This window comes from Dactylosporangium sp. CA-092794, assembly GCF_050948465.1.
Taxonomy (GTDB): Bacteria; Actinomycetota; Actinomycetes; order Mycobacteriales; family Micromonosporaceae; genus Dactylosporangium.
The window spans coordinates 10155004-10179091 of record NZ_CP192044.1; the positions used below are offsets into that span (position 1 = coordinate 10155004).

At 70.5% G+C, this 24088-nt stretch carries 24 protein-coding genes; 8 read left to right on the forward strand and 16 right to left on the reverse strand.

Features of this window, described 5'->3' with window-relative positions; translation table 11 throughout:
• Positions 1 to 11: 11 nt before the first annotated feature.
• From ACQPXD_RS43565 to ACQPXD_RS43580, 4 genes are all read right to left on the reverse strand, one after another.
• Complete coding sequence (locus tag ACQPXD_RS43565) at positions 12 to 485, reverse strand: nuclear transport factor 2 family protein (protein WP_432828827.1); 474 nt, start codon at positions 483 to 485, stop codon at positions 12 to 14.
• A 9-nt stretch (positions 486 to 494) separates the two neighbouring features.
• Positions 495 to 929, reverse strand: a complete 435-nt coding sequence (locus ACQPXD_RS43570) for a nuclear transport factor 2 family protein (protein ID WP_432828829.1) — start codon at positions 927 to 929, stop codon at positions 495 to 497.
• Between the two features lie 36 nt (positions 930 to 965).
• Positions 966 to 2018: a DJ-1/PfpI family protein gene (locus tag ACQPXD_RS43575; RefSeq protein ID WP_432828831.1), complete on the reverse strand. Its 1053-nt coding sequence runs from the start codon at positions 2016 to 2018 to the stop codon at positions 966 to 968.
• Between the two features lie 188 nt (positions 2019 to 2206).
• Positions 2207 to 3187 (reverse strand): AraC family transcriptional regulator, encoded by a 981-nt coding sequence (locus tag ACQPXD_RS43580; protein ID WP_432828833.1) that lies wholly within the window; start codon positions 3185 to 3187, stop codon positions 2207 to 2209.
• 219 nt (positions 3188 to 3406) lie between these two features.
• On the opposite strand from ACQPXD_RS43580, the gene ACQPXD_RS43585 reads away from it, so the two are divergent.
• The gene (locus ACQPXD_RS43585; RefSeq protein WP_432828835.1) at positions 3407 to 4396 is read left to right on the forward strand and encodes a LysR family transcriptional regulator; all 990 of its coding nucleotides are present in this window, start codon (positions 3407 to 3409) and stop codon (positions 4394 to 4396) included.
• Here ACQPXD_RS43585 and ACQPXD_RS43590 read toward each other — a convergent pair.
• Positions 4317 to 5744 carry a class-II fumarase/aspartase family protein gene (locus ACQPXD_RS43590; RefSeq protein WP_432828837.1) on the reverse strand — a complete coding sequence of 476 codons (1428 nt, stop codon included), beginning with the start codon at positions 5742 to 5744 and terminating at the stop codon, positions 4317 to 4319. The genes ACQPXD_RS43585 and ACQPXD_RS43590 overlap by 80 nt on opposite strands.
• A gap of 181 nt (positions 5745 to 5925) precedes the next feature.
• The gene (locus ACQPXD_RS43595; protein WP_432844174.1) at positions 5926 to 6810 is read right to left on the reverse strand and encodes a LysR family transcriptional regulator; all 885 of its coding nucleotides are present in this window, start codon (positions 6808 to 6810) and stop codon (positions 5926 to 5928) included.
• Between the two features lie 283 nt (positions 6811 to 7093).
• On the opposite strand from ACQPXD_RS43595, the gene ACQPXD_RS43600 reads away from it, so the two are divergent.
• Positions 7094 to 8569 carry an NAD-dependent succinate-semialdehyde dehydrogenase gene (locus ACQPXD_RS43600; RefSeq protein WP_432828839.1) on the forward strand — a complete coding sequence of 492 codons (1476 nt, stop codon included), beginning with the start codon at positions 7094 to 7096 and terminating at the stop codon, positions 8567 to 8569.
• Between the two features lie 4 nt (positions 8570 to 8573).
• On the opposite strand, the gene ACQPXD_RS43605 is transcribed toward ACQPXD_RS43600, so the two are convergent.
• The 5 genes from ACQPXD_RS43605 to ACQPXD_RS43625 are packed head-to-tail and all read right to left on the reverse strand — an operon-like array spanning position 8574 to position 15053.
• Entirely contained in the window at positions 8574 to 10085 is a 1512-nt protein-coding gene (locus ACQPXD_RS43605; RefSeq protein WP_432828841.1) for an aldehyde dehydrogenase family protein, read from the reverse strand.
• Positions 10082 to 10810: a class II aldolase/adducin family protein gene (locus ACQPXD_RS43610; RefSeq protein WP_432828843.1), complete on the reverse strand. Its 729-nt coding sequence runs from the start codon at positions 10808 to 10810 to the stop codon at positions 10082 to 10084. The genes ACQPXD_RS43605 and ACQPXD_RS43610 overlap by 4 nt, the downstream gene beginning before the upstream one ends.
• 25 nt (positions 10811 to 10835) lie before the next feature.
• Entirely contained in the window at positions 10836 to 11780 is a 945-nt protein-coding gene (locus ACQPXD_RS43615) for an ABC transporter substrate-binding protein (RefSeq protein WP_432828845.1), read from the reverse strand.
• On the reverse strand, positions 11780 to 13264 hold the full coding sequence (locus ACQPXD_RS43620) for an FAD-dependent monooxygenase (RefSeq protein WP_432828847.1): 1485 nt from the start codon (positions 13262 to 13264) through the stop codon (positions 11780 to 11782). Before ACQPXD_RS43620 ends, ACQPXD_RS43615 begins: the two co-directional genes overlap by 1 nt.
• A 43-nt stretch (positions 13265 to 13307) precedes the next feature.
• A complete protein-coding gene (locus ACQPXD_RS43625; protein WP_432828849.1) occupies positions 13308 to 15053 on the reverse strand; it encodes a thiamine pyrophosphate-binding protein in 1746 nt (581 codons plus the stop codon).
• A gap of 196 nt (positions 15054 to 15249) precedes the next feature.
• On the opposite strand from ACQPXD_RS43625, the gene ACQPXD_RS43630 reads away from it, so the two are divergent.
• Genes ACQPXD_RS43630 through ACQPXD_RS43640 form a run of 3 tightly spaced genes read left to right on the forward strand, consistent with a single transcriptional unit; the run spans position 15250 to position 17179 of the window.
• Positions 15250 to 15717 carry a VOC family protein gene (locus ACQPXD_RS43630; protein WP_432828851.1) on the forward strand — a complete coding sequence of 156 codons (468 nt, stop codon included), beginning with the start codon at positions 15250 to 15252 and terminating at the stop codon, positions 15715 to 15717.
• Positions 15714 to 16649: a cupin domain-containing protein gene (locus tag ACQPXD_RS43635; RefSeq protein WP_432828853.1), complete on the forward strand. Its 936-nt coding sequence runs from the start codon at positions 15714 to 15716 to the stop codon at positions 16647 to 16649. Before ACQPXD_RS43630 ends, ACQPXD_RS43635 begins: the two co-directional genes overlap by 4 nt.
• Positions 16650 to 16684: 35 nt before the next feature.
• Complete coding sequence (locus tag ACQPXD_RS43640) at positions 16685 to 17179, forward strand: ester cyclase (protein ID WP_432828855.1); 495 nt, start codon at positions 16685 to 16687, stop codon at positions 17177 to 17179.
• An 89-nt stretch (positions 17180 to 17268) separates the two neighbouring features.
• Here ACQPXD_RS43640 and ACQPXD_RS43645 read toward each other — a convergent pair whose 3' ends face one another.
• Positions 17269 to 17685, reverse strand: a complete 417-nt coding sequence (locus ACQPXD_RS43645) for a DUF4440 domain-containing protein (RefSeq protein WP_432828857.1) — start codon at positions 17683 to 17685, stop codon at positions 17269 to 17271.
• 135 nt (positions 17686 to 17820) lie between these two features.
• On the opposite strand from ACQPXD_RS43645, the gene ACQPXD_RS43650 reads away from it, so the two are divergent.
• Positions 17821 to 18177, forward strand: coding sequence for a MarR family winged helix-turn-helix transcriptional regulator (locus ACQPXD_RS43650; RefSeq protein WP_432828859.1), 357 nt, complete (start codon positions 17821 to 17823; stop codon positions 18175 to 18177).
• Here ACQPXD_RS43650 and ACQPXD_RS43655 read toward each other — a convergent pair.
• Both ACQPXD_RS43655 and ACQPXD_RS43660 read right to left on the reverse strand, forming a co-directional pair.
• Positions 18158 to 18946, reverse strand: a complete 789-nt coding sequence (locus tag ACQPXD_RS43655; RefSeq protein ID WP_432828861.1) for an IclR family transcriptional regulator — start codon at positions 18944 to 18946, stop codon at positions 18158 to 18160. The two genes, ACQPXD_RS43650 and ACQPXD_RS43655, sit on opposite strands and share 20 nt — an antisense overlap.
• Before the next feature lie 10 nt (positions 18947 to 18956).
• Positions 18957 to 20222, reverse strand: a complete 1266-nt coding sequence (locus ACQPXD_RS43660; RefSeq protein WP_432828863.1) for an FAD-dependent oxidoreductase — start codon at positions 20220 to 20222, stop codon at positions 18957 to 18959.
• Positions 20223 to 20687: 465 nt separating this feature from the next.
• Between ACQPXD_RS43660 and ACQPXD_RS43665 the strand changes: the two genes are divergently transcribed.
• Entirely contained in the window at positions 20688 to 21278 is a 591-nt protein-coding gene (locus tag ACQPXD_RS43665) for a TlpA family protein disulfide reductase (RefSeq protein ID WP_432828865.1), read from the forward strand.
• 16 nt (positions 21279 to 21294) lie between these two features.
• Here ACQPXD_RS43665 and ACQPXD_RS43670 read toward each other — a convergent pair whose 3' ends face one another.
• Complete coding sequence (locus ACQPXD_RS43670; protein WP_432828867.1) at positions 21295 to 22761, reverse strand: beta-N-acetylhexosaminidase; 1467 nt, start codon at positions 22759 to 22761, stop codon at positions 21295 to 21297.
• A gap of 10 nt (positions 22762 to 22771) precedes the next feature.
• Positions 22772 to 23371, reverse strand: coding sequence for a TetR family transcriptional regulator (locus ACQPXD_RS43675; protein ID WP_432828869.1), 600 nt, complete (start codon positions 23369 to 23371; stop codon positions 22772 to 22774).
• Positions 23372 to 23443: 72 nt separating this feature from the next.
• Between ACQPXD_RS43675 and ACQPXD_RS43680 the strand changes: the two genes are divergently transcribed.
• Complete coding sequence (locus tag ACQPXD_RS43680; RefSeq protein ID WP_432828871.1) at positions 23444 to 24088, forward strand: isochorismatase family protein; 645 nt, start codon at positions 23444 to 23446, stop codon at positions 24086 to 24088.

Sequence of the window (24088 nt, forward strand, 5' to 3'; positions counted from 1 at the left end):
TCGTCGACTGGCTAGTCGACTTCGTAATGGCCGAGCTGCCGCGAGACGCTGGCGCAGTCCCAGTAGGCGGTGATGGAGTCGATCAGGCCGTCCCCGCCGACGTGCATGACGAACAGGTGGGGTTCGGAAAAGTGCTGCCACGCGTTGGCGATGGTGCCCCACGGTTCGGACTGGGTTCCGGACAAGACGACCTGGGCGGCGATGTTGCCGTTGTCGTCCGCGGTGATCCGCTGGACGGTGTTGGTCAGGTCGGGGAAGGCCGCGATGAAGCCGGACCACAGCGGCTTGCCGATCGTGGCGACCTTGCCGGCGCCGCGCATGACCCGCTGCCGTCCCCACATCTCGAAGGGGATGTACTCGAACACGGCGGTGTCGGAGCACAGGCCGACCATCGCATCCACGTCCTGGCGGCGGTAGGCGTCGAAGAACGCGGCGGCGACCTCGACAGCGCGGCCGGAGACGGCTTCGTTGGTGGTGAGAGTCATCGGTGCTCCTCAGACGAGCGCGACCTGATCGAGCCGCTTGACGGCAAGGCGGCGGTACAGCTGGTTCTGGCACCAGTAGCCGGTGATCGCGCGGATGAGTCCGTCACGCGTCTCCAGCAGCCAGACCTGGTCGACGTCGCAGTGCTTCTCCTGGTTGATGACGCCGAGGTACTCCGCGCCCTGCGTGCCTTCCATCGACAGCTCCGTGACGGTGACACCGTCGCGGGTGGTGAACGACTTGCCGACGTTGAACCGCACGTCGGGGAACGCGTGGATGGTGTGCTCGAAGAACGCGCGAGCGTGCTGCCGCGAGCCGAGGATGCCGGCGGGCGTGATGGTGACCTGCGCAGCCTCGGCGACGTTGGCGAACGCGGAGTCGATGTCTCGCTCGTTGAGGCTCGACCAGAAGGCCTGCGCGAGCGAACCGCTGTCAGTTGGTACCACGATGGCTTTCGTCCTTTCCGCTAAGGTCCGGGCCGATCAGAGGACGTGCAGCGCCTTGAGCACGGCGTCGGCCGTCGCCTCGGACGAGTTCGGGTTCTGACCGGTGATGAGGTTGCGGTCCACAACCACGTGCGAGGTCCAGGGCGCCCGCGCGTCGTCGAACACGGCACCCGCGTTGCGAAGCGCCGACTCGATCTGCCACTCCACGTTGCCGGTGGGACGCGCGACGCCCTCGCGGATCGGCCTCGCGGACGGCTCCGTCTGGTACTCCTCCTCATTGGTGATGGAGGTGACCCGGTAGCCGTCGAAGAGCCAGGTGCCGTCGACGTTGGCACCGGCCGAAAGGAGCATCGCGGGGCCGTGGCACAGCGACGCGATGGGCGCCTCCTTCTCGTGCAAAATCGAGAGCAGGCGGCGTACGTCGGGGTTGTCGGCCAGGTCGACCATCGGCCCGTGCCCGCCGGGGGCGAAGACCGCGTCGTAGGCCCGCATCTCGTCATCGGACATCCGGCTCAGGTCGAGCGGGTGCTGGAATCCCGGAAGCTCCGTCAGCGTGCGGGCGACGCGTGCGGACTCGGCCTCACTTTCGGCGACGACCTCGTCGATGCACGCCCGCACCTCCGCCGTTGTCAGCGGACAGGCCAACTCCGGGTCGGCGAGCGTGTCGGCGAACTGGCGGTCCTGCTCCCACGCCGCCTTCGCGGCCTCGCCGATGATGCCGCGCGCGTCGGCCGGCGACATGCCCGTGGCCCGCAGGGCGTGGAACACGCGGCGCGCCCCGATCAGACCGAGTTCGGTGATGTGGCGCAGGCTGAGCCGGATGTCGTCGACGTCGTGCGCGAACGTGCGCGTGACGGTTCCGAGGAAGTCCTCGTCCTCGTCGGGGTAGTGGAAGATCGGCTCGAGGCCGTACGGGTCGATGTTCGGCGACCGGCCGTCGGGCGTGACGACATCGAAGTCGAGACCGGCCGCGACGAAGCGCTCGTACGGCGTCAGCGCCTCCTCGGCGAAGGTACCGGTCTCGTAGGTCGTGCCGTCGTCGAGCGGCAGCACCCGCGCACTCGAAACGAGGAACATCAGTCTTGGCATCGCAACTCCTCTCGGGCTCATCTGAACTGCGGGCTCTGAGAGGACGGTAGAAGCCACACACCGCCGGTCCTAGCCCGGTTCCAACCCGAAAGTTGCCGATTCCACCGGGCGATGTCTGTCCACGATGGAGCGTCCGGCGAGGTCATACCGACTCCGACGGCGGGGGGTAGCGCGAAGGGCGGGACTGGTCAGCCGCGGGCGGCGATCGGATGCGTCGCTTCGTCGACCCGCATCGCGACGACGTGTCGCTGGGTCTCGGCGTATCCCCGGGGTGTGGTACCGAAGAAGCGTTTGAACTCGTTGATGAAGTGCGACAGGCTCGTGTATCCGACCTGCCGGGCCACCTCGCTGACGTTCAGGTCCTCCTCCATGAGCAGAGCACTGGCCCGATCGAGCCGCATGCGCTTGAGGAACTGATACGGTCCGATCCCCACCGCGTCCGCGAAGACGGTCGTCAGGGCCGACGGGCTCATCCCGACATGGTGCGCGAGGTCCGCGACCGTGAGCGGCTCCGCCATGTGTCGCTTCGCGAAGCGGATGACGTCGGACACCGGGTTGCGCTCATGGTCGGTGGCGGCGACGTGTAACAGACGGGACACCTGCTCGGCCTGCAGCAGCCGATAGGCGATCTCACGTAAGTACATCGGAGCGAGGACACGCTGGTCGGCACCGGCGCCGATCGAGCGGAGAAACCGCAGGACCGCCCCCAGCAGGTTCTGGTTCACGCTGGACAGGTGCGCCGGCGGCGGGGCGACCTCCACGGAGGATCGGGAAAAGGTCGTCGTGTGCCGGTCTGCCATGTCGGCGGTGACCGATCGGACGATCGCCGGGTCGATCTGCAGGACGAACGACAGGTAGGGACGTTCGACGGTCGCCTCGAGAATCTCCGCGGCGAACCGCATGCCGCGGGTGAACAGCAGGTAGTTGAACGGGTCGCACCGGTACTCGTCGTCCTCGACGACAAACCGCTTGCGGCCTTGGACCACACAGCAGATCGCCAGGGAGTGCACCTCGGCCCACTGAGCCGCCTGCGGGTGCTCGAAGCGGTACGTGGTCAGGCCCGGCCACCCGGTCTCGTTCGGGCCGACCGAGGGAGCCTTCATCAGCATCTCGGCGATCAGGTCGCCGGCCACAAGGCGTTCCTCGGGTGGAAGCTCAAAGAATGCCACTGCGGATCTCCTCACGGATGTACTCGGCGACGTTTCCAGCGCGATTTGTCCGGCCAAATGTCAGTGTTGTGCGTCACATCGGCGGTGTCAACGAGAGCCGCGGCCGCCCAGTTGCGGATTCGACGCCAACATGCGCCCGATCGGCCGGCAAAGGGGCGTTTGCCCTGCGCTGGTGCCTGGTCGCGCCCCGAAACATCGGTACGCCCCAGGCTTGGATCTGTGATACAGCGGTATTGCGCAAAATGTTCTGGCGGTATTCAGAAAGGGGCTTCAGTGAACCGCGCAAATGAACGTCCACTGATGCTGAGGTCGTCGGCAGTCGTCGCGACGGCACTCGCCCCGCGGTTGGCGCTGCTCCGCGCGATGCTCGACGCACCGAGCCTCGGCGCGGCGGCGGAGTCGGTCGGGGTGCCGAGCCCGACGGCGGTGCGCTGGTTGGCCGCGCTGAACGAGGCCGCCGGGATCGCCTTGTCGGTCCGGACCGGCCGGCACGTCGAGCTCACTGCCGCGGGCGTGGAACTTGCCCGGGCGGCCGCAGACGCGAACACGGCGCTGGCCGTCGGCGTCGCGCGGGCCGTCGAGGCCGGCGATCCCCGCCACGGTCACATCGTGTTCGCCTTCCCCCGGAGCCTGGGCGCCATCCATGCCCCGAGATTGCTCCGCTCGTACCGCGCCGCGCATCCGGGCATCGGATTCACCCTGGTCCAGGGCTCTCACGAGCTCCTGGTCGAGAAGCTTCACAACGCCACCGTCGACATCGCGCTCAGCGTGCTGCGCGACGCCGATACGGCTGTCGATCGAGTCGAGTTGTTCCGCGAACCGTTCGTGCTCGTCGTACCCGAGGACCATCGTCTCGCCGGCCGGCAGGCGGTGCGGCTGACCGATTGCCGGGCGGAGACGATGGTCGGCCTGGCCATGGGAACGGCGCTGCGCGGGCAGGTAAACGAGATGCTGACCGAGGCCGGGATCGACGCGGGATACGGCTTCGAGGCGGACGAGCTCGACACGGCCCGCGGCCTCGTGGCGGCCGGCGTCGGTGTGGCCGTACTGCCCGCCAGTGCCGGGGAGGCGGCGGCGGGCAGCGTGGAGATCCCGATCCTGCCCCGCCGATACCGGCGCATCGGCCTCGTCACCTCGACGCTGCATCCTCTCTCGCCGGCCGCCGAGCGCTTCCTGAACTGGGTGCGTTCCACGATGCGGGCGTCGTGACATCCCGGTCCAGGACGGCCTGGGTCATACGCCGTGCGCTCCCGAGGTACCCGGTGGGATCGCACAACGCCTCGATCTTGTCGGTGCCGAGCCGCGCCGCGATCTCGGCGTGCCGCTGCAGCTCGCCCGCCAGATCCGTGCCCGCGTCGATCGCTCGCCGGCACGCCTCGTAGACCGCGTGGTGCGCCTCGTGCCGGCCCAGCATCGGCGCCAGCGCCATCATCACGGCCTCGGCCACGATCAGGCCGTGGCTGAGTTCGAGATTCGAGCGCATCCGTGCCGTGTCCACCTGAAGGCCGGACAGCACGAAGTCGGCCTGATGCAGGGAGCTCGAGAGCAGCAGGAAGGCCTCCGGGAGCGCCGCCCACTCCACCTGCCACGGGCCGGTGGCCCGCTCGAAGTCCTGCATCATCGCGTCCAGCATCGCCGCGGACTTGTCGCGCAGGAGCTTGGCGGCCGCGATCATCAACTCGCTCGAGATCGGGTTGCGCTTCTGCGGCATCGTCGAGCTGGCGCCGCGACCGGGAACAAACGGCTCGGCGACCTCTCCGAACTCGTCGGCACACATGATGGAGATGTCGAGCGCGATCTTGCCGATCGAGCCGCCGATCGACGCCAGGAGCCCGACGATCGCGACCAACCCGTCACGGGCCACGTGCCAGGTGATCTCCGGATCACGCAGCCCGAGCTCGTCGGCGAGAGCGGCCCGAATCGCCGTCCCCTCCGTCCCGCCGCCCAGGGACGCCAGCGTCCCCGCGGCGCCACCGAACTGCACCATGAGGTCACGCGCCCGGACCTCGAGGAGCCGCTCGGCGTGCCGGTCGAGCGCGGAGAGCCAGACCGCCACCCGGTATCCGAAGGTGATCGGAACCGCCTGCTGGAGATGTGTCCGGCCGGCGGCCACCGTGTCGATGTGCTCGGCGGCCATGCGGCGAAGCGCCGTGCGGACGCGATCGAGCGACGCGGAGATCAGATCCAGTCCGTCGGCGCACTGCAGGACCGTGGCCGTGTCCATGATGTCCTGGGTCGTCGCGCCCCAGTGGATGTAGCGTCCCGCGTCGCCGCACTGCTCGACGAGCTGCGTGACGACCGGCAGGATCGGGTAGCCCACGTTTTCGGTGTCGCGGCGCAGCCGGTCGTGATCCAGCCTGGTGGCATCGGCCCGCTCCGCGATGAGCATCGCCGCCGGCCGGGGAATGACGCCAACTGTCGCCTCGGCGCCGGCGAGCGCCACCTCCGCACGCACGATTCGCTCCACGAACCCGGAATCGCTGAAGACCTCACGCATGGCGGCGGTACCGAACGCATCGCGGAACAGGAAACTGTCGAAGACCGTGCTGCCCATCATCGCTCCGGAGGGTTCCGTGTACGCCTGTCAGTGAGCACTATCGGGAGCCGGGCCGGCCCTGTCACGCAGGCTGACGCCAAGTTGCCGCGTCCTGCGCTCGGCGCTCGCCCTCCACCTGCGGATATGCGAGAAGGTTCGGCGCGATTTCATAGCCGGTTGCGGCGCCGCCGGCGCCGTTGACTCAGGCCCGCCGAAAGGCGCTTTGGGCGTACCGTGCGGCCCAGCGCTGAAAGCCTTCGGCGGCAGGCTCGAGTTGCCGCTGTGCCCACACCAGCAAGCCCATGCGGCGGTACGTTCGCGGCACGATCGGTACCTCCACCGAGCCCGGGAGCGGGCCACCATCGCGAGCCGGGAGCACGGCCACGCCGGCACCGGCGGCGGCCAGGCCACGGACGGTGGCGACTTCGTCGGTGACGAACCCGTAACGCGGCCGGGAACCCGCGGCCCGGTACAGCTCGTCGACGCTGCGACGCAGGGCGATGCCGGAAGACAGTCCGACGGCGGTCGCGTCACGGAAGTCCCTGACGCGCACGTAGTCCTGCCGCGAAAGTCGATGATCCGCGGGGATCACCAGGACGAACGGTTCCCGGAACAGTTCCACGGCCCGCACGCCGGCATCGGTATCCCGGATGACGGTCAACGCCACGTCGACAGAACCGCCGTGAAGATGCGCGAGGAGCTCCTCGTGCGCCGCCTGCACCAGGCCCACGCGCACGCCGGGATGCTCGCGCCGGTAGGCGGCCACGAGCCGCGGGGCCTTGGTGGCGCCGACCGTGCGGACGAAGCCGAACGTCACCTCACCATGCTCGGGATCGCCGGCCGCATACGCCCGAGCCATCCCGTCGGTGAGCGACTGCTCGGCCATCGCCACCGCGGCGGCCAGCGCCAGTCCGGCCGGGGTGAGCGTGACCCGGGAGTCCTCGCGGTCGGTCAGCGTGACGCCGGCGGTCTTGGTCAGCGCCGTCACCCATCTGGTCGCGGTCGACTGCGGAATGCCGATCGCCTGGGCGGCAGCGCTGAGATGGCCATGCTCCTGCAAGGCGACCAGCAGCCTGAGCCGGGGCATCAGGCTGGAGACGACCGTCGTCGAGGGAGCCACACCGACATCCTAGGCACGCGGGAGCGCGGCGGGCGCCGCGTCGGCCAGGCCACACGGTTGTGAAAACGCGACCGCCGATTCTGCATATCCGCAGGAAATCGAGTGGGCGGCGGACCGCGTCGCGACGCCGGGCACCACCGGCGTGCTTCCGTTGCGCCCGTGCCCTGATCAACACTCGTGCCGTCGTCTTCGATCCCGTATCGAAGACCCGACGTCCACTGGACCCGGCAGACGGCGAGGGAGCAGGACGATGAGCGGCGCTCGTACCGCTGAAATGGTGATCGGCGGGGTCGACAAGGGCCTGATGTTCGGCGGGAAGGTCCTTGAGGCAGCCGGAGGGTCGACCTTCGGCGTCGAGAATCCGGCTACCGGCGAGGTGCTGTGCGAGGTCGCCGACGCCACGCCGGCGGACGCCATGGCGGCCCTCGACGCCGCCGTCGCCGCCCAGCGGTCATGGGCGGCGACCCCGCCGAGAGAACGGGCCGAGATCCTGCGGCGTACCTACGAATTGCTGATGGCACGCATCGACGAAATCGCTCTGCTCATCACCCTGGAGATGGGCAAGTCGCTCGCGGAGTCGCGCTCGGAGGTCATCTACAGTGCCGAATTCTTCCGCTGGTTCGGCGAGGAGGCGGTCCGCATCAACGGATCGTGGAAGATCAACGAGGCCGGGACCGGCCGTATCCTGGTGACGCACCAGCCGGTGGGTACCGCCTTGCTCATCACGCCCTGGAATGTCCCCCTGGCGATGCCGGCCCGCAAGGTCGCGGCCGCCGCGGCCGCGGGCTGCACGATGATCGTCAAGCCGGCGCCCCAGACACCGCTGACGATGTTGATGCTCGCGTCGCTGCTGGCCGAGGCCGGCCTCCCGCCCGGCGTGCTCAACGTCATTCCGACGACCTCGGCGAGTGCCGCGACCCGGCCGCTGATGGAAGACCGGCGGCTCCGCAAGATTTCGTTCACCGGCTCTACCGAGGTCGGCCGCATCCTCCTGCGCCAGGCGGCGCAGAACGTGATGCGCACCTCGATGGAGCTGGGTGGGAACGCGCCGTTCATCGTGTGCGCCGACGCCGACCTGGACGCCGCCGTCGAGGGTGCGATGGTCGCCAAGATGCGCAACATCGGCGAGGCCTGCATCGCGGCCAACCGGTTCTACGTGCACGCCGGCGTCGCGGAGGAGTTCACGGAGCGACTTACCGCCCGGATGAGCCGGCTTCGAGTCGGCAACGGCACCGACCCCGGGACCGACGTCGGACCGCTGATCGATGCCGCCCAGCGCGACAAGGTCGCCATGCTCGTCGGCGACGCCGTCGACCGGGGCGCCCGGATCCGCACCGGCGGCGCGGTTCCCGGCGGCGCCGGCTACTTCTATCCGCCGACGGTGCTGCGTGACGTCGCCCGGGACTCGAGGATCGTCAAGGAGGAGATCTTCGGCCCCGTCGCGGCCGTTCAGACGTTCACCACCGACGACGAGGCGATACACGCCGCCAACGACACCGAGTTCGGACTGGTCGGTTACCTGTTCACGCGGGACATCGAGCGGGCGATCCGGCTGAGCGAGCGCCTGGAGTCCGGCATGGTCGGGCTCAATCGGGGCTACATCTCCGACCCCAGCGCCCCGTTCGGCGGCATCAAGCAGTCGGGGACAGGGCGCGAGGGCGGCGACACGGGCATCGACGAGTACCTCGACACCAAGTACATCGCGGTCAACGTCGCCGGGCCGTAGGAGGTCATTGGCGCAGCATCACGTTGATCACCTTCTCTTCGGTGTACGACAGCAGCTCGGCCAGGCATTCCTCCTTGCCGCCCACGCCGGACGCCTTCACCCCGCCGTAGGGGACGTTCGGGAAGTGCGGCCCGGCCCCGTTGATCCAGGTGTGCCCGGCCTCGAGCTCGCCGATCACCCGGAAGGCGCGATCGAGATCGTTGGTCCACACCCCGCCGGTCAGTCCGTACCGTACGTCGTTGGCGATCCGGATCGCCTCGGCCTCGTCGGTGAACGGCAGGACGGTCAGGACCGGACCGAAGACCTCCTCCTGTGCCAGCCGTGCGTGCGGCGTCAGTCCGGTCACGACGGTCGGCTCGACGAACGCGGCCCGCGCCAGCTCGGGATCGGCGGGGATGCCACCGCCGGTGACGATCGTCGCGCCGTCCTCGATCGCCGACCGGATGTAGCCCAGTGCCTGCTGTTGCGCACCGCGATGCACCATCGTCCCCTGGCCGGTGGTCTCCTCCAGCGGGTCGCCGAGCCGGATCGCCCGGACGAGCTCGACCACGCGGGCGACGACCCGGTCGTGGATGGACTCGTGCACCAGCAGTCGCGAGGTCGATCCGCAGGACTGACCGGCCCAGGTGAAGTTCATGCCGCTGACGGCGCCGGCGGCGGCCTGGTCGACGTCCACGTCGTCGAAGACCACCAGCGCGTTCTTGCCGCCGAGTTCCAGGGTGACGTGCTTGACCCCGCTCTCGGCGGCGGCGCGCTGGATCGACCGGCCGGTCGCCTCGGAACCGATGAACCCGATCCGGCGTACCGCGCGATGGCGGACCAGCCGGTCGGGAACCGCCGGCCCGATGCCGACGATCACGTTCAGCACGCCGGCCGGGAAGATGTCGTTGGCCAGCTCGCCGAGGCGCAGCGTCGACAGCGGGCCGGCTTCCGGTGGCTTGATGACGCAGGTGTTGCCGGCCACCAGCGGCGCGGCCACGCGGCAGGCGAACATCAACGGATGGTTGAACGGAAAAATCTTGGCGACGACCCCTTCGGGCTCGCGCACCGAGAGGTGCAGCGCACCGGCGCCGGGGATCGTCTGTCCCTTCAGTTCCAGTGCCAGGCCGGCGTACAGCCGCATCTGGTCGAGCGCCATCCGGACGTCGTTGCGGGCGTTCGAGATCGGCGAACCGACGTCGAGGCAGTCCAGCAGGGCCAGCTCCTCGGCGTTGGCTTCGACGGCGTCGGCGAACGCCTCCACCATCCGGGCCCGTTGCCGGGCCGGGGTCCGGCGCCAGTCGCGCCGGGCCCGGTCGGCGGCGTCCGCGGCGGCGTCGACGTCCTCGGCCGTCGCGTCCGGAACCCGCGCCAGCGGCCGCTGGCTGAAGGGATCGATGCTGTCGAAAGCCCGGCCGCCCGACGCCGGCCGCAGCCGCCCGTCGATCAGCAGCCGGAACGAATGATCGCCGACGGCGGCGATCTCATCCGCCCGCCGGGCACGTTCACCGGCCGTCACGGTCAGCTCGCTGCTCATCGCGCCGAACCTGCCTCCGGTGTCGCAGGGGTGGATACCCGATCCCGCCACACGCCCCAGGCCCGGTCGACCTGGGAGCCGACCGTCGCGTCGGCCGACGCGCCCTCGCCGGGGGTCAGGTAGGTGGGCGTGCCCAGCGCCATGGCCTCGGCCTGGGCCCGGGCGTTGATCTCGGTGTAGACGGCTCGGTAGACCGCCTCCCGCAGCGATGCGCCGACCGCCACCGATCCGTGCCCGCGCATCAGCGCGACCGCGCCGGTGTCCAAGGTCCGGGCGAGGCCCCGGCCGAGCTCGGCGGAGGTGATCAACAGGTCGCTGGCGTCACCGGCGTACTCCCGGATCTCGAAGACCGGGGTCGGACGCGCGGCCAGGAAACCCGCCATGTGCAGGACCGCTCGCAGCGGCACGTCGACGACGCTGAACGGCACCACCGCCGGGGAATGGCTGTGCACGACGGCCAGCACGTCCGGCCGGGCGCGGTAGATCTCCGCGTGGATGAAGCGTTCCAGATACGGCCGCTGGTCCCCCTCCGGGGTGCCGTCGAGATCGTGCACGAGCAGATCGGCCGCCGTCACCAAGCCGGGAGCGAGGTTGCGCGACAGCAGAAAGCGGTCCGAACCGGGACCGAGCCGCACGCTGACGTGACCGAACGCGTCGAGGACTCCTTGATCGACAAGGATCCGATTGGCGGCCACGAGATCGTGGGCGTCGTTGCCATGTGCCATGGGGTTCCTTCCGTCGGCCCGGCGCTCAGGACCGCGGCACGGGGCGCCGGGACGGCAGGTGACTCAGATCGATGCGATCCCGGCGATCCCGCTCCGAGGTGGCCGTCAGCGTGCCCGCCGCGGTCATCACCTCGACCACCTTGGCCATGCCGGGGCCGGAGAGTTCGAGCTCGGGATCGAGCGTCCGTGCGCTGACGAAGCGGGTGTAGTCCCGGGTCGCATAGTCCACCGACGTCTCCATGACCTCGGCGGCGAGCGCGATCGTGGCGTCGGCCTCGTCGTACATCCAGCGGGTGCCGCGCGCGAGGACGTCCAGGAACGCGTCCAGGGCCGCGCCGTGGCCGGCGACCCAGTCGCGCCGGGCGTTCAGGGTGGTGAACTGGTAGTGCGGAATGACGTCGGCGATGGCTCCGAGGTTCGGGAATCCCTCGTCGTCGGCGATGTAGGCGTGCGGCGGCGTCTGGAGGCCGGCGTCGATGTCACCGTTGCGGATCATGTCCCAGCGCTGCTCGGCGACGCCGACGGCGGCGAGCTGGACGTCCCGGCCGGCGACCAGCCCGTGCCGCGCCAGGACCTCGGTGGCCAGCAGCGCGGTGCCCTCACGGGGGTGGGAGACCCCGATCGTCCCGCCGCGCAGGTCTTCGATCGAGGTGATGCCGCGGCGGGCGATCAGCACGTTCGACACCGCGCCGGCGTTGGCGGCCACGATCCGCAGGGAGCTTCCCTCACTCACCGGCGTGGTGTCGCTCAGCACGCTCTCCGGAGTGCCGATGCCGATGGCCATCCGCCCCTCGCGGACGGCGTCGGTCACCCGCCCGACGCCGTACAGCACCTCGGCGTCGACGTCGAGCCCGGCCTCGGCGAACCAGCCGAAATGCTGGCCCACCCAGAGCGGCATGTTGTTGAAGATGGGCGCGACCACGCCGACCGATACGGCGGTTCGTGGCGGCGCGGACATCGAATCGGTCATCACTGTTTCCTCTCATGACTTGGCAGCCAGCGGCGAAGGGTCTGGACGACGACGTCGAGGACCTGCTCCGGGCCGGCCGCCGCGGCGAGGTACCCGTCCGGTCGCACCAGACCGCCGCCGTGCCAGCCCTCGGCCGACGGTGCGGCCGTCGCCGTCACCGCACGGGACCACGACGGCCCCAGGCCGCGTTCCAGCCCCTCCCGGGGTACCCCGTAGGCCACGAACCGGCCGTCGTGCAGATGATCGAACAGGTGGCTGCCGTCGGTGAGCGCGTGGTTGGGCACCCGGGTTCCGGCCTCGGCACGGACCCGATCGGTGTAGGAAATGCCCAGCCCGGAAAGCAGCCGCGCGAACTCGGCGTTGACGGCGGGGTACCGGGCGAGCAGGACATCCAGCCAGTCACGCAGCGCCTCACCCGGACGGCCGGGCGCGGCGACGACGGCCGTCTGACTCAGCGTGTTCTCGATGACGAGGGCGCCCGCGGCGTGCCGCTCGTCGTGATAGCTCTCCAGGATCTCTTCCGGTGCGGTGCCGTGCAGCACGGCCGCCAGCTTCCACCCGAGGTTCATCGCGTCCTGGACACCGAGGTTGAGCCCCTGCCCGCCCATCGGGAAGTGCACGTGTGCGGCGTCGCCCGCGAGCAGGACCCGGCCGGCGCGGTAGCGGTCCACCTGATAGGTGGCGCTGCTCAGCCGGGTCAGCCAGGCCGGGTCGCGCATCCCGAAGTCCGTGCCCATCACGTCCTTGACGCGGGTACGGAACTCGTCGAGGTCCAGCGGCGTATCCGCCGGGACCAGCGCGGGCCCGTGCTCGACGATGATCAGACGGTACTGCTCACCGGACATCCGCACGCCGTAGAACGAGCCGGCCTCGGCGTGCAGGGTGAGCGCGTGCGGATCGGGGTCCCCGGCGGCCGGCGAGATCTTGACGTCCCCGAGCAGGCAGCCCGCGGCGTCCTGCGCCCCGTCGTAGGCGATCCCGGCCGAGGCCCGCACGACACTGTGCTTTCCGTCGCAGCCGACGACGTAGCGGACGTGCATCCGGGACGAACCGGCCGGCTCCGTGACATCCACCCACACGCCGCCGGGATCGGCGCCCAGATCCGTGACCTCGCAGGGGCGCCAGATCGTGACGCCCAGGTCCCGGGCCCGGGCCTCGAGCAGTTCCTCGGTCCGCAGCTGGGGAATGAACAGGGTGAACGGGAAGTCGCTGTCGAGCCCACGCAGATCGATCCGGCTGTTGAGCATTCCGAAGTGCGTGGTGGGCACGGGAACGCCCTCGGCGAGCCATGGTTCGACGGCGCCGCGCATCGCGAACACCTCCAGGGTCCGCGCATGCACGGTGAGCGCCCGGGACCAGTTGGTGCGCCGCGCGCGCTTCTCGACGACCGTCGTCGCGATCCCGGCCAGGGCGAGCTCACTGGCGAGCCAGAGACCGACCGGACCGGCGCCGACGATCAGTACATCGGGATCGTCTCCGGTCATGTGTCCCTCCTGTTCTTGATCAACAACTTCGCCGCCGAAGCGGTCAGTGGGTCTGAATGGTGTAGCCGTCGGGCCGGACTCCGACGTCGACGAGGACGCTTTCGCCGGCACGTGCGGCCTTGACGCCCTCCGCCAGCGCCTCGAACAGGTCGGCGCGGCGGCGCACCGGACCGATGCCACGCAGGCCGAGGGACCGGGCGAATCCCGCCAGGTCCGGCCGCGGATCGTCGATCGCCTGCCCGATCCAGCGGTTCTCCGCCGGGCGACCGCGTCGGGCGGCCACCCGGTCCTGGTGAATCACGTCGTTGTAGTAGAAGGCGTTGTTGGCCACGACGACGAGGAGCGGAATCTCGTAGTGCGCCGCGGTCCACAGCGCCGTTCCGCCCATCAGCAGGTCGCCGTCTCCCAGGACGGCCACCGGCAGCCGCCCGCTGTTCTCCAGCGCCAGCGCCGCCCCGACCGCCATGCCCGGCCCGGAGCCGATCCCGGCCCCGCCGTCGCCACCGAGGTAGTCCAGCGGATGGTCGACGTGCAGGTCGGCGCCCCGCCAGCCCAGCGGGAGCCGGATCAGGCACGTCGGCCCGCCCGCCGTCGCCGCGGCCAGTTCCTCGGCGAGGTCGGCCATGAAGATGTCATCGGTGTCCGGGTGCCGGTCGGCAGCATCCCGGGCCGTCGCCGCCGCGGTCCGCACTACGGCGGGCGCGCGTGACGGCGGCGCTTCCCGGTCGAGCAACGCCGCGACCAGTCGATCGGGATCGGCCCGGACCTCCAGATCGAGGTCGGCGTGGCCGTAGGAATCCTTGGCCCACCCGTTGCGCAGGGCACCCTCGAGCGTGCAGGAGATCACCCGCGCCGCGCCGGCCGCGGCGATCACGCCCGGCAGGTCGATCCAGTCCAGGCTGAGGATCAGGTCGGCGTCGGCGAGCAGCCGGGCCGACGCCTCCGGCAGGAACATCGCGGGAGGGCCGGCGTGCAGCGGGTGTGCGGTCGGGAAGGCCGCGCCGACCTTGAGGTCGGTCACCACCCGCGCGCCGTACCGTTCGGCCAGGGCCACCCGCCGGTCCCAGTCCGCAGGATCGCGGCTGACCCTGCCCATCAGGAACACGGGACGCCGCGCGCCCGCGAGCGCCGCGTGGACGGCGTCGACCGACGCGACGTCCGGTCCGGGTGCTCGGGGCGTCCGGTCCCGGCGGGTATCGGGCAGCTTGGGCGGCGACGTGAGCCGCTGCTCCTGCAAGGCGATGTCCAGGCAGACATAGGTCGGCGCGGACGGCGCCATGCGCGTCACCCGGTGCGCCTGCGCCAGGGAGTCCAGGGCGGCCTGGACGGAGCCCGGCTGGTCGTCCCATTTGGTGTACGGCCGGATCAGCGCACCCTGATCGGCGGAGGTGTGAATCCAGTCGATCCAGGGCCGCCGGGCCCGCGCGTCCAGCGGCCCGGTCGCACCGAGCACCAGCATCGGCACCCGGTCGCAGTAGGCGTTGTAGAGCGCCATGCTGGCATGCATCAAGCCGACGTTGGCGTGAACGGCGACCGCCATCGGCCGGCCGGTGACCTTGGCCCAGCCGTGCGCGATCGCCACGGCCGCGTCCTCATGCAGGCAGAGCAGCATCTGCGGTTCGGTGTTGCCCGCGAAGTTGACCAGGCTGTCATGCAGGCCCCGATAGCTCGAACCGGGATTGAGCGCGATGTAGGTGAGATCCAGCGATCGCAGTACCGCTGCCATCGCGTCACTGCCCCACCCGGGCTCCGGCTCGCTCGGCAGGTTCTTCGGCGCCTCGGCCTTCATAGCTGACACTCCTGTGTGTCCGGTGGCGGGCGAGCGCGGCGCTCGGCGGAGTCCTGCATGGACGGCGGCGCTTGCCTCGGCCAATCGTTGATGCTGGTTCCCACTGACGTCACGAACGTTCTGCACACCAGAATGGCCCGGCCGAACCCGTGTTCGGCGATTGCCCATCCCGTCGCATGCCGTTACCGTAACCGTCATGTCAGTTGACAATCAAGGGCCGGGACGTCCGCCGGACACGCCCTGGCTCGCGCCGTACCTGACGGTCGCCGATCCCGAGCGGGCCATGGGCTGGTACCGCCAGGTGTTCGCATTCGAGCAGGGTTTCGTGCGCCGGGGCAGGACCGGCGAGATCGAGCACGGTGAACTCGTCGTGCACGACCAGAAGGTGATGGTGGCACCGGCCGGTTCCCCCGGTGGAGCGGACGCGTCACCGGCCATGAGCGGCGTCACCTCGCCCGTGACCCTGTTCCTCTACGTCCCCGACACCGACGCCGTCTGCCAACGCGCGAAGGCCGCCGGGGCCAAGGTGCTCCTGGAACCGGCCACCATGTTCTGGGGTGACCGGATATGCAAGATCGCCGATCCGGACGGTCACCTCTGGGTGGTGGCCACCCACGTGAAGGACGTGTCCGAGGAGGACATCCACCAGGGCGGACTGGCATGAGCCGGTTTCCCCGATCCCTGGAGCGGGACCCGGCCAGGACGATCCTCGTGGGCGGTGCGCCGTTGGACGTCATCGTGGGCAGCGAGGACACCCAGGGGGCCTTCAGCCTGAGCCTCGGCCAGGTGCTGCCCGGCGGAGGACCGCCACCACATGTGCACAGCCGGGAGGAGGAGTTCTTCTACCTCCTTGAGGGTTCCCTCGACGCGACGGCGGCCGGCGAGCGTTTCCACGCCGAGGCGGGCACGTTCCTGTGCCTGCCCCGGGGGCTCGCTCACGGCTTCGTCAACGCCTCGAAGTCGGCGCCGGCGTCGATGCTCGGGACGTTCGCTCCCGCGGGCGGCGAGCAGCTGCTCGTGGAGCAGTCCCCGGTGGCCGGCCCGCCGCCGGCTTCCCGGCTCTCCCCCCGGGAGGTGGCCGCCAAGTACGGCGTCGAGATCCTCCCGCCCGGGGCGGACCTGAAGGAGTCCACTTTGGACTATGCGCGCGGCCGGCACCCCACCGTGGTCGCTCCCGGCGAGGGAGACCTTCGCAATCTGGGCGGGTTCTCCTTCACCATCAAGGTGGGCACCGAGGAGACCGCCGGCACGTACACGGCGATGGAGTTGCGGGTGGAGCCCGGCGCGGAGCTGCCCGGCCTGTCCAGTGACGTCTTCGAGCTGGTCGCCCATGTGATCGACGGCGCATTGGTCGCCGACCACAACGGCACCGAGGTGACCGCACGATCCGGGCAGTCGCTCAGCCTGCCCCGCGGCGTGACGGCCAGCCTGCGGGCGGGTTCCGGCGGCGCGACCGCGCTGGTCGTCTCCGCTCCGGCCGGCCTGGAACGCATTCTGCGGGCGTCCGCCTCGAGCAGCCGCCGCACGGGTCTGCAGCGCCTGGCCGAGGCCGGCCGGCCACTCGGCCTCTACCTGGCACCCGGCGCAGGGGCCTGATCGACGACCGCACCTACCAAGAAAGGGCTCATTCCATGGCATCCTCGCTCCGCGACATCATGTACACATTCTTCGAGGAAATCATCAACAACGGGCGCCTGGAGCTCATCGATGACCTCATGACGGAGGATTTCACCAATACCCGGACCGCCCTCGACAGCGCCGCCACGCTCGCGGCCGGCGCCGCCAACGCACCGCTGCGCCGGGAGGGCTCATCCGGGCGGGACGGATTCCGCAAGGGCCTGACCATGATCCGCACGGCGTTCCCCGACTACCGCAACGACATCGAGGAACTGGTGATCGAGGGCGACCGGGTCGCCGGGTCGTGGCTGGCGACCGGGACCCACCAGGGCGAGTTCCTCGGCATTGCGGCGACCGGCCGGAAGCTGCACATGGCCGAGGCCGGAATCATGACCTTCCGCGACGGCAGGATGGCCACATTCTGGGGCATCGGCGACGAGCTCGGCGTGCTCGACGGCTTCGGGACGATCACCTTCGACCCCAAGGGCGCAACGAACATCGGACCCTGAGGAGCAGGCACGGCTCGTATCGACCAAGGCCGAACCGAAACCGGCGCGAGCCCAGTGACACGCGGGCTCGCGCCGGTTTCGTGGACCTCTTACGCGCGCCTCGGCTCCTCGACGCGCTCGGACGCGTGCAGTGCGAGCAGCCGCCATCCCGCCCCGGCGCGCACCCACGTCTCGGTCACCAGTTGCTCGGTGTCGACTTCGCGCCCGGCGCGGGCGCCGACGAGGTGGCGTCGCCCGGTGACGACCGCCGCGTCCGCGCGCACGGCGACGGACTCGACCGACGTAACATAATCGTCGATGCGGATCGAACCACCGAAATGCAACGTGAGGTATAGCGCGCCGTCGACCGACTGCCACTGCGAGGCGCGGAACTCCTCCGCCATCAGTCGCGCCGCCGACGCCTCGTCGTGCTCGCGGTGCGCGCGAGCCCAGTGCTCCGAGGCGAGACGGACCGCGTTCTCGTCCGCGGCGATCCGATCTCCGGAGGCTTGATTGTCAACTGACATGACATTTAGGGTAGCATCGTGAAACGCGCTGGACAACGAGCTCCCGCACGGGGCCGTTCCGCGGCGGACGGGCCGCCGCTGCTGGCATCCCTGATGCGTGAGGGGTTCCGTTGGTTCAACGAACGGCTCAATGAGATGGCGCTTGCCGATGGTGAGGTCCGGCTGAGCGTCAGCGCGGCGACGGTGCTCGCGTACCTGGCGCCCGAACGCCGCCGGCCGAAGGACATCGCCCGGACGATGGGGGTAAGCCGGCAGCACGTGCACACCGCGCTGCGGGAGCTGATCGAGTCCGGGATGCTCGAGCTCGTGCCGGACCCGGAGTCCAAACGGGACAGGATCATCATCGTCACCGAGGCAGGGCAGGCGTTCTGGGAGCGCAACCTCACCCGGATGCGAAGCCTGGAAGACGAGTTCTGCGCCGGCCTGAGCGCCGATGAGGCCGCGCGACTGCGCACGCTGCTGGCCCGCGCCATCACCTCGCGGCACCCGTGACACCGACCCGCCCTGTCCACCCGGGCGCCGCCGCGAGATCGCGGCCGGTCGCGGTGGCGGCCGCGGACAGCGCGCTCACCCAGGCGGGCAGCAGGTCCCGGTCGAACCGCGCCGTGGGCATGGCGATCGACAGCGCGGCCATCGGGCGCCCGTCCGGATCCGGGATCACCACACCCACCGCGGTGAGGCCCGTTTCGGTGAGCTGGTCGTTGATCGCGAACCCCCGTCGGCGCACCAGCCCGACCTCGCGGCGGAGCTTCGCCAGGTTCACCCCGGCGGCCTCCGGGTCCGGGTAGAGCTCCGCCAGGTCGTGCGACGACAGCGCGGCCAGCAGCGCCTTGCCCCCGGACGTCAGGTGCGCGGGCAAGGCCCGGCCCGCCCGGTCGCCCACGCGCAGCACATGGTCGGACTCCACCGTGGCCACGAACCGAACACTCGCCTCCACCCGGACCATCAGGTTCGCGGTCTCCCGCACCCGTGCGACCAGGTGCCGCATGTGGGGCAGTGCGGCCCGCCGCAGCAGCGCGACCGGCGCGTCGGTGGTGCCGGCCGGGCGCAGCAACGGACCCGCCTGATAGCGGCGGTCGTCGCCCTGCTCGGCGAAATCGCGGTAGACCAGCATCGCCAGCAGCCGGTGCGCGGTCGAGCGGGAGACGCCGAGCCGGTCGGCCGCTTGCGACACACTGAGCGGGCCCTCCTGCTGCAACAGCGCCGCCAGGTAGAGCGCATGGTCCACCGATTCGATCGCGTACGGCGGCTTGTTCTTCACGGCAGAGTCGTCACGAGGTCTCGGTGTCCAGCGGGATGGGCCGGTAGAGCTCCGGCTCGTCCTCGGGGCGCAGGGCGGTCGGACCGAAGACCCAGTCGGTGAACGAATAGTCGTAGACATCCCTGTCCCGCAACACCGTGTTCCGCTGCTGGCGCGCGCGGCCGTCGAGATGCCACAGCCGGCCCCACGACCGTGCGGTGAGGACGATCCGGCGGCAGTGCTCGGTCCGCACGGCCTCATAGGCGGCGAATGCCCGTTCCCAGTCCACACCGGACGACTCCGTCGACCGTCCGGCCCGCTGGGCACCGACGTGTTCGGCCAGCACCCAGCCGTCCTCGATGGCCATCACCGCGCCCTGCGCCAGGTACTGCAACGGCGGATGCGCCGCGTCACCGAGCAACGCGATCCTGCCCCGCACCCACGTGGCGATCGGGTCACGGTCGAACATCCGCCACCAGCGGTCGCGCCACACGAGCGGAAGCCCGGCCTGGACCTGCGCGCACGTGCCCTCGAACGCCCGATCCAGCTCGTCCGGAGTGCCCCAGTCCGGCCGGCCGGCGACCGCCTTGGGTGATTCGAACACGGCGACCTGGTTGAACATCTCCCCACCGCGCAACGGGTACTGCACGAGGTGGCACTTCGGTCCGATGTAGACGACGACGGCCTTGTCGTGCACGTCGTGGCCACGCACCCGCTCGAAGGGAACGGCACCGCGATAGGCCACGTAGGCCGAGTTGACCGGTTCGTCGTCCACGAGCAGCCGCCGCGCGACCGAGTGGAGACCGTCGGCCGCGATCACCGCCTCGGCCTCGTCGACGCGTCCATCGGCGAACGACACCCGCGCGCCCCGGCCGGTGTTCTCATATCCGGTGCAGTCGGCGTCGGTGACCAGGTCGACGCCCGCTCGCCGGCAGGCCTGGTGGAAGATGCCGTGCAGATCGCTGCGGTGCAGCACCAGGTACGGGTACCCGTACCGCCGCTGGACGTCGGCGAGATCGAGCCGGGTCAGTTCCGCGGCGTCGAGCGCGTCCTTCATGATCATGTGCTCGGGCAGCACCCCGAGCGCCTTGGCCCGGCCCAGCAGGCCGTACTCGTTCAGGATGCGGGTGCAGTTCGGGGCCAGCTGGAGCCCGGCGCCGACCTCCCCGAACTCCGGGGCACGCTCGTAGACCCGCACCCGCAGTCCCTTGCGGCTCAAGGCAAGCGCGGCCGACAATCCGCCGATGCCGCCCCCGACCACCAGGACGTCGAAGCGATTCGGTTGTTCAGTGCTCATGGTGGTGCCCGCTCACCCGCGACACATCACGCGCATCCAGGTCGCTCATGCCAGACATAGTGCCTACCCACGCGCCCAGTAGAACCCGAAATTCTGCCGTGCAGAACGCCCGGCCCGCACAGCGCGGGGCGGACGTATGTCTCCGTGATCATGTTGCCCGCCGTGGCCGCACCACGGGTTTGCCATGATCCCGGAGACTTCTGGTACACGGGTGTACATCAGCACTCCGCGATCATGAAAAACCGTTGGTGTCGGCAGCGGGCGCGGCATGATCACGGAGACCTACAGCCGCTGCGCTCCGCGGCGTGCAGCGCCCGACGCGTGCGATGTGATCGCCCCGGGGCGTCGGGACGCGCGGGCCGGGCACCACGTGGTCGTCAGCGGGCAAGGCGGCCGGCGCCGCGGCGCGGGATGAGACACAGGGGGTGGGCTACGGTCTACACAGATTTCGAGAGGTGGGGCACGGTGTCCGCACGTCGTCGCGTTGCTGCATGCACGATCGTCGCAGTCGGCCTGGTGGCGGCGTGGTACTTGCAGCACACGGCTGCCGCATCCGGACCGGAGGACGGCGCGGCGCGTCCCTCCGCTACCGCCATCCTCCAATTTCCGCCGGCGAGCCGTCAGGCCGCGCCGGCGTTGACCGGGCAGCTCCTCGACGCCAGCGCGTTTCGACTCGCTGACTGGCGCGGTTCCGTTGTGGTGGTCAACTTCTGGGCGTCCTGGTGTGCGCCCTGCGGTGACGAAGCACCGGACCTGCAGGCCGTCGCCGACGCCACGGCCGGCCTCAGCGTGCGGCTGCTTGGCGTGAACGTCAACGATGACCGCGACGCGGCCAGGAAGTTTGTCGACGCCTATCACTTGACCTACCCGAGCCTGTTCGATCCCGGCGGTGAGATTCCGCTGATCTTTCCCGCGATCTCGCCCCGCACGCTGCCAAACACCGTCGTCGTTGACCGGGCCGGCAACGTAGCCGCCGTCGCTCGCCGCAAAGTCACCCGCACCGAACTCGAGGCCGCGGTTCGAGCCCTTGCCGTGGAACCGGTGGCAACCGGGTGACTGGCGGGCTGGATGCCTAGGTCCAGGGGATCTCCGGGTCGGGGTGGAAGCCGATGCCCTGCAGTGTCCATCGTGGACCGTGGGCGGCCAGCCGGGACCGGAATTCGGTCCAGTCGCGGCGGGACTGTGGTGACCAGGCCAGCTCGGCGACCGCGGGCAGGCGGGGGAAGGTGAGCAGGTCGATGTCGGCGGGCGTGGCCACCGTTTCCGTCCAGAGTGGGGCTTCGACGCCGATGACGTCGGGGGTGCCGGGCAGCAGGGTGGCGGGGTCCCAGTCGTAGGCGGTGCGCACGGTGATGTGGCCGGCCCAGTCCAGGCCGATCGGGGTTTGCGGGTCGTACTTCATGTCGAGGTAAACCCGGTTCGCCGGCGACAGCAGCAGCCGGTCGCCGTTGGCGATGGCGGCGCGCGCGTCCTCGTCCGGCTCCGGCGTTCTGCCCCAGTACTGCACGGTCCGGCCGGGTACCGGATCGGCCGGGCCGATCTGGTGCCAGCCGAGGACCGTCTTGCCGGTGGCGGTGACGAGGGGCTGGACGCGGCGCAGGAACTCGCGGTAGTCCGCGGCCGGGGTGCTGTGCGCCTCGTCGCCGCCGATGTGCAGATACGGGCCGGGGGTCAGCGCGGCGACCTCGGCCAGCACCTGGCGGACGAAAGCGTAGGTCACGTCCTTGCCCACGCACAGCGTGCTGAAGCCGACGTCGACGCCGGTGTACGGCGGCGGGGCGGCGCCGTCGCAGGTGAGTTCCGGATACGCGGTGAGCGCGGCGTTGACGTGGCCCGGCATGTCGAGCTCGGGCACCAGCGTGACGTGCCGGGCGGCGGCGTAGGCGACCAGCTCGGCATACTGCGCCTTGGTGTAGTGGCCGCCCGGGCCGCCGCCGGCCTGCGTCGCGCCGCCCACCTCGGCCAGCCGCGGCCACGCGTCGACGGCGAGCCGCCAGCCCTGGTCGTCGCTCAGGTGCAGGTGCAGGACATTGAGCTTGTACCGCGAGATCTGGTCGACGAACCGCTTGACCACCTCGACGCCGAAGAAGTGCCTGGCCACGTCGAGCATCGCGCCGCGGTACCCGTAGCGGGGATAGTCGCGGATCCGTCCACCCGGGACGGTCCACGGTCCGGCGTGGACGGTCCGCGCCTCCACGGTGGACGGCAGCAGCTGGCGCAGCGTCTGCACGCCGTGGAACAGGCCGGTCTCGGTTCGGGACCGGATGGTCACCCGGTCGGCCGTGGCCTCGAGCTCGTAGCCGTCGTCGGGCAGGCCGGCGACGTCGGCGAGGACGAGCGCGATGTCGCCGGGGCCGGCGCCGGCGGTGACGACCGGGAGCGCGAAGCCGGTCGGCGGGCGCAGCACGTCGGCGAGGTACGAGCCGAGGAACGCGGTGGGGGCCTCGATGACGGCGTCGGGCCGCAGCGCGAAGGCGACCCCGGGCGCGGGGATCACCTCGACCGGAGCGGGAACGACGGAGTGTGCGGGGACGGTCACACCGCTCAGGTTATGCGAGCGGACCGAGCAGGATGCCGGTCAGGCTCGCGGTGAGGTACCGCTGCAGCGCTTCGGTGGGCATGGTGGCCAGCGCGCCCTCGGCGAGCAGGTACCGGCTGAACGTGACGCCGATCAGGTGCGCACCGACCAGCTCGACCCGCGCGGCCACGTCGGGCCCGTCGAGCACCGTGGCGTAGGCGGCGACGCTCGCCTCGGTCATGGCCCGCAGCAGGGCCTTGGCCGCGTCCTGGTCGGCGGCCGCGCTGCGCACCACCGCGATGAACGGGTCGGCGCTGTCCGCCGACTCCATCCGGGCGACGTAGGCCCGCGCGATCCGGGCGGGCAGCCCGGCCCGGTCGCCGGAGACGCTGACCGCGAGGTCGCGGGTGCCCGGCACGGCGGCCAGGAACAGCCGCTCCTTCGACGCGAAGTGCAGCATCACCAGGCCGTGGGTCACCCCCGCGCGCCGGGCGATCTCCCGGATCGTGGCCTTCGCGAAGCCCCGCTCGGCGAAGACGGCGCGGGCGGCGGCGAGGATCGCCGCGCGCTTGGCCTCGGGGTCGCGGGTGCGGCGGGGCCGGTCCGTCGCCGGTGAGGCGGGAGACACCATGACCGTACTGTACACGCGGTCAGTAGCGGCGCTACCTTAATGTCCAAGTGGTCATTAGCGAAGGAGTTCACCATGAACCTCGAGCCGCTCTCCCCCGACAACGCCACCGTCGTGCTGGTCGACTACGCGGTCGGCTTCGCCAACCTGCTGCGCTCGCACGACCTGCGCGAGCACGTCGCCAACGCGGTGGGCCTGGCCAAGACCGCGAAGCTCTACGGCGCCGGCCTGGTGGTCACCAACGGCGAGCCGGCCAAACCGTCCGGCCCGCTCTACCCGGAGCTGCTCGCCGCGATCGGCGACCAGCCGGTGATCGAGCGCACCACCGCGTTCGACTCGTTCCTCGACGCCGACTTCACCGCGGCGGTCGAGGCCACCGGCCGGCGCCGGCTGATCATCGGCGGCATCGCCACCGACGGTTGCGTGCTGCAGACGGCGCTGGGCGCGCTGCGGCACGGCTACGAGACCTACGTGGTGGCCGACGCGAGCGCCTCGACCAGCAAGGAGGCGCACGACATGGCCATCCGGCGGATGGAGATGTCCGGCATCGTCCCGGTCACCTGGTGGTCGATCGCCGCCGAGTTCCAGCTCGAGCCGCGCTTCGCCGCCTCGCCCATCCGCCAGCAGCTGATGAGCGAGTTCCAGCCGGCGATGACCATGGGCGGCCGCACCTTCTTCGCCGGCGTCGCCCAGGGCCGCCTGACCCCCGCCGGAGCCTGA

Coding starts and splice junctions, on each gene's coding strand:
- ACQPXD_RS43565 (WP_432828827.1), bottom strand. CDS start 485: ATGACTCTCACCACCAACGAAGCCGTCTCCGGCCGCGCTGTCGAGGTC.
- ACQPXD_RS43575 (WP_432828831.1), bottom strand. CDS start 2,018: ATGCCAAGACTGATGTTCCTCGTTTCGAGTGCGCGGGTGCTGCCGCTC.
- ACQPXD_RS43590 (WP_432828837.1), bottom strand. CDS start 5,744: ATGATGGGCAGCACGGTCTTCGACAGTTTCCTGTTCCGCGATGCGTTC.
- ACQPXD_RS43595 (WP_432844174.1), bottom strand. CDS start 6,810: ATGCCCCGGCTCAGGCTGCTGGTCGCCTTGCAGGAGCATGGCCATCTC.
- ACQPXD_RS43600 (WP_432828839.1), top strand. CDS start 7,094: ATGAGCGGCGCTCGTACCGCTGAAATGGTGATCGGCGGGGTCGACAAG.
- ACQPXD_RS43605 (WP_432828841.1), bottom strand. CDS start 10,085: ATGAGCAGCGAGCTGACCGTGACGGCCGGTGAACGTGCCCGGCGGGCG.
- ACQPXD_RS43610 (WP_432828843.1), bottom strand. CDS start 10,810: ATGGCACATGGCAACGACGCCCACGATCTCGTGGCCGCCAATCGGATC.
- ACQPXD_RS43615 (WP_432828845.1), bottom strand. CDS start 11,780: ATGACCGATTCGATGTCCGCGCCGCCACGAACCGCCGTATCGGTCGGC.
- ACQPXD_RS43620 (WP_432828847.1), bottom strand. CDS start 13,264: ATGACCGGAGACGATCCCGATGTACTGATCGTCGGCGCCGGTCCGGTC.
- ACQPXD_RS43625 (WP_432828849.1), bottom strand. CDS start 15,053: ATGAAGGCCGAGGCGCCGAAGAACCTGCCGAGCGAGCCGGAGCCCGGG.
- ACQPXD_RS43630 (WP_432828851.1), top strand. CDS start 15,250: ATGTCAGTTGACAATCAAGGGCCGGGACGTCCGCCGGACACGCCCTGG.
- ACQPXD_RS43635 (WP_432828853.1), top strand. CDS start 15,714: ATGAGCCGGTTTCCCCGATCCCTGGAGCGGGACCCGGCCAGGACGATC.
- ACQPXD_RS43640 (WP_432828855.1), top strand. CDS start 16,685: ATGGCATCCTCGCTCCGCGACATCATGTACACATTCTTCGAGGAAATC.
- ACQPXD_RS43645 (WP_432828857.1), bottom strand. CDS start 17,685: ATGTCAGTTGACAATCAAGCCTCCGGAGATCGGATCGCCGCGGACGAG.
- ACQPXD_RS43650 (WP_432828859.1), top strand. CDS start 17,821: ATGGCGCTTGCCGATGGTGAGGTCCGGCTGAGCGTCAGCGCGGCGACG.
- ACQPXD_RS43660 (WP_432828863.1), bottom strand. CDS start 20,222: ATGAGCACTGAACAACCGAATCGCTTCGACGTCCTGGTGGTCGGGGGC.
- ACQPXD_RS43675 (WP_432828869.1), bottom strand. CDS start 23,371: ATGGTGTCTCCCGCCTCACCGGCGACGGACCGGCCCCGCCGCACCCGC.
- ACQPXD_RS43680 (WP_432828871.1), top strand. CDS start 23,444: ATGAACCTCGAGCCGCTCTCCCCCGACAACGCCACCGTCGTGCTGGTC.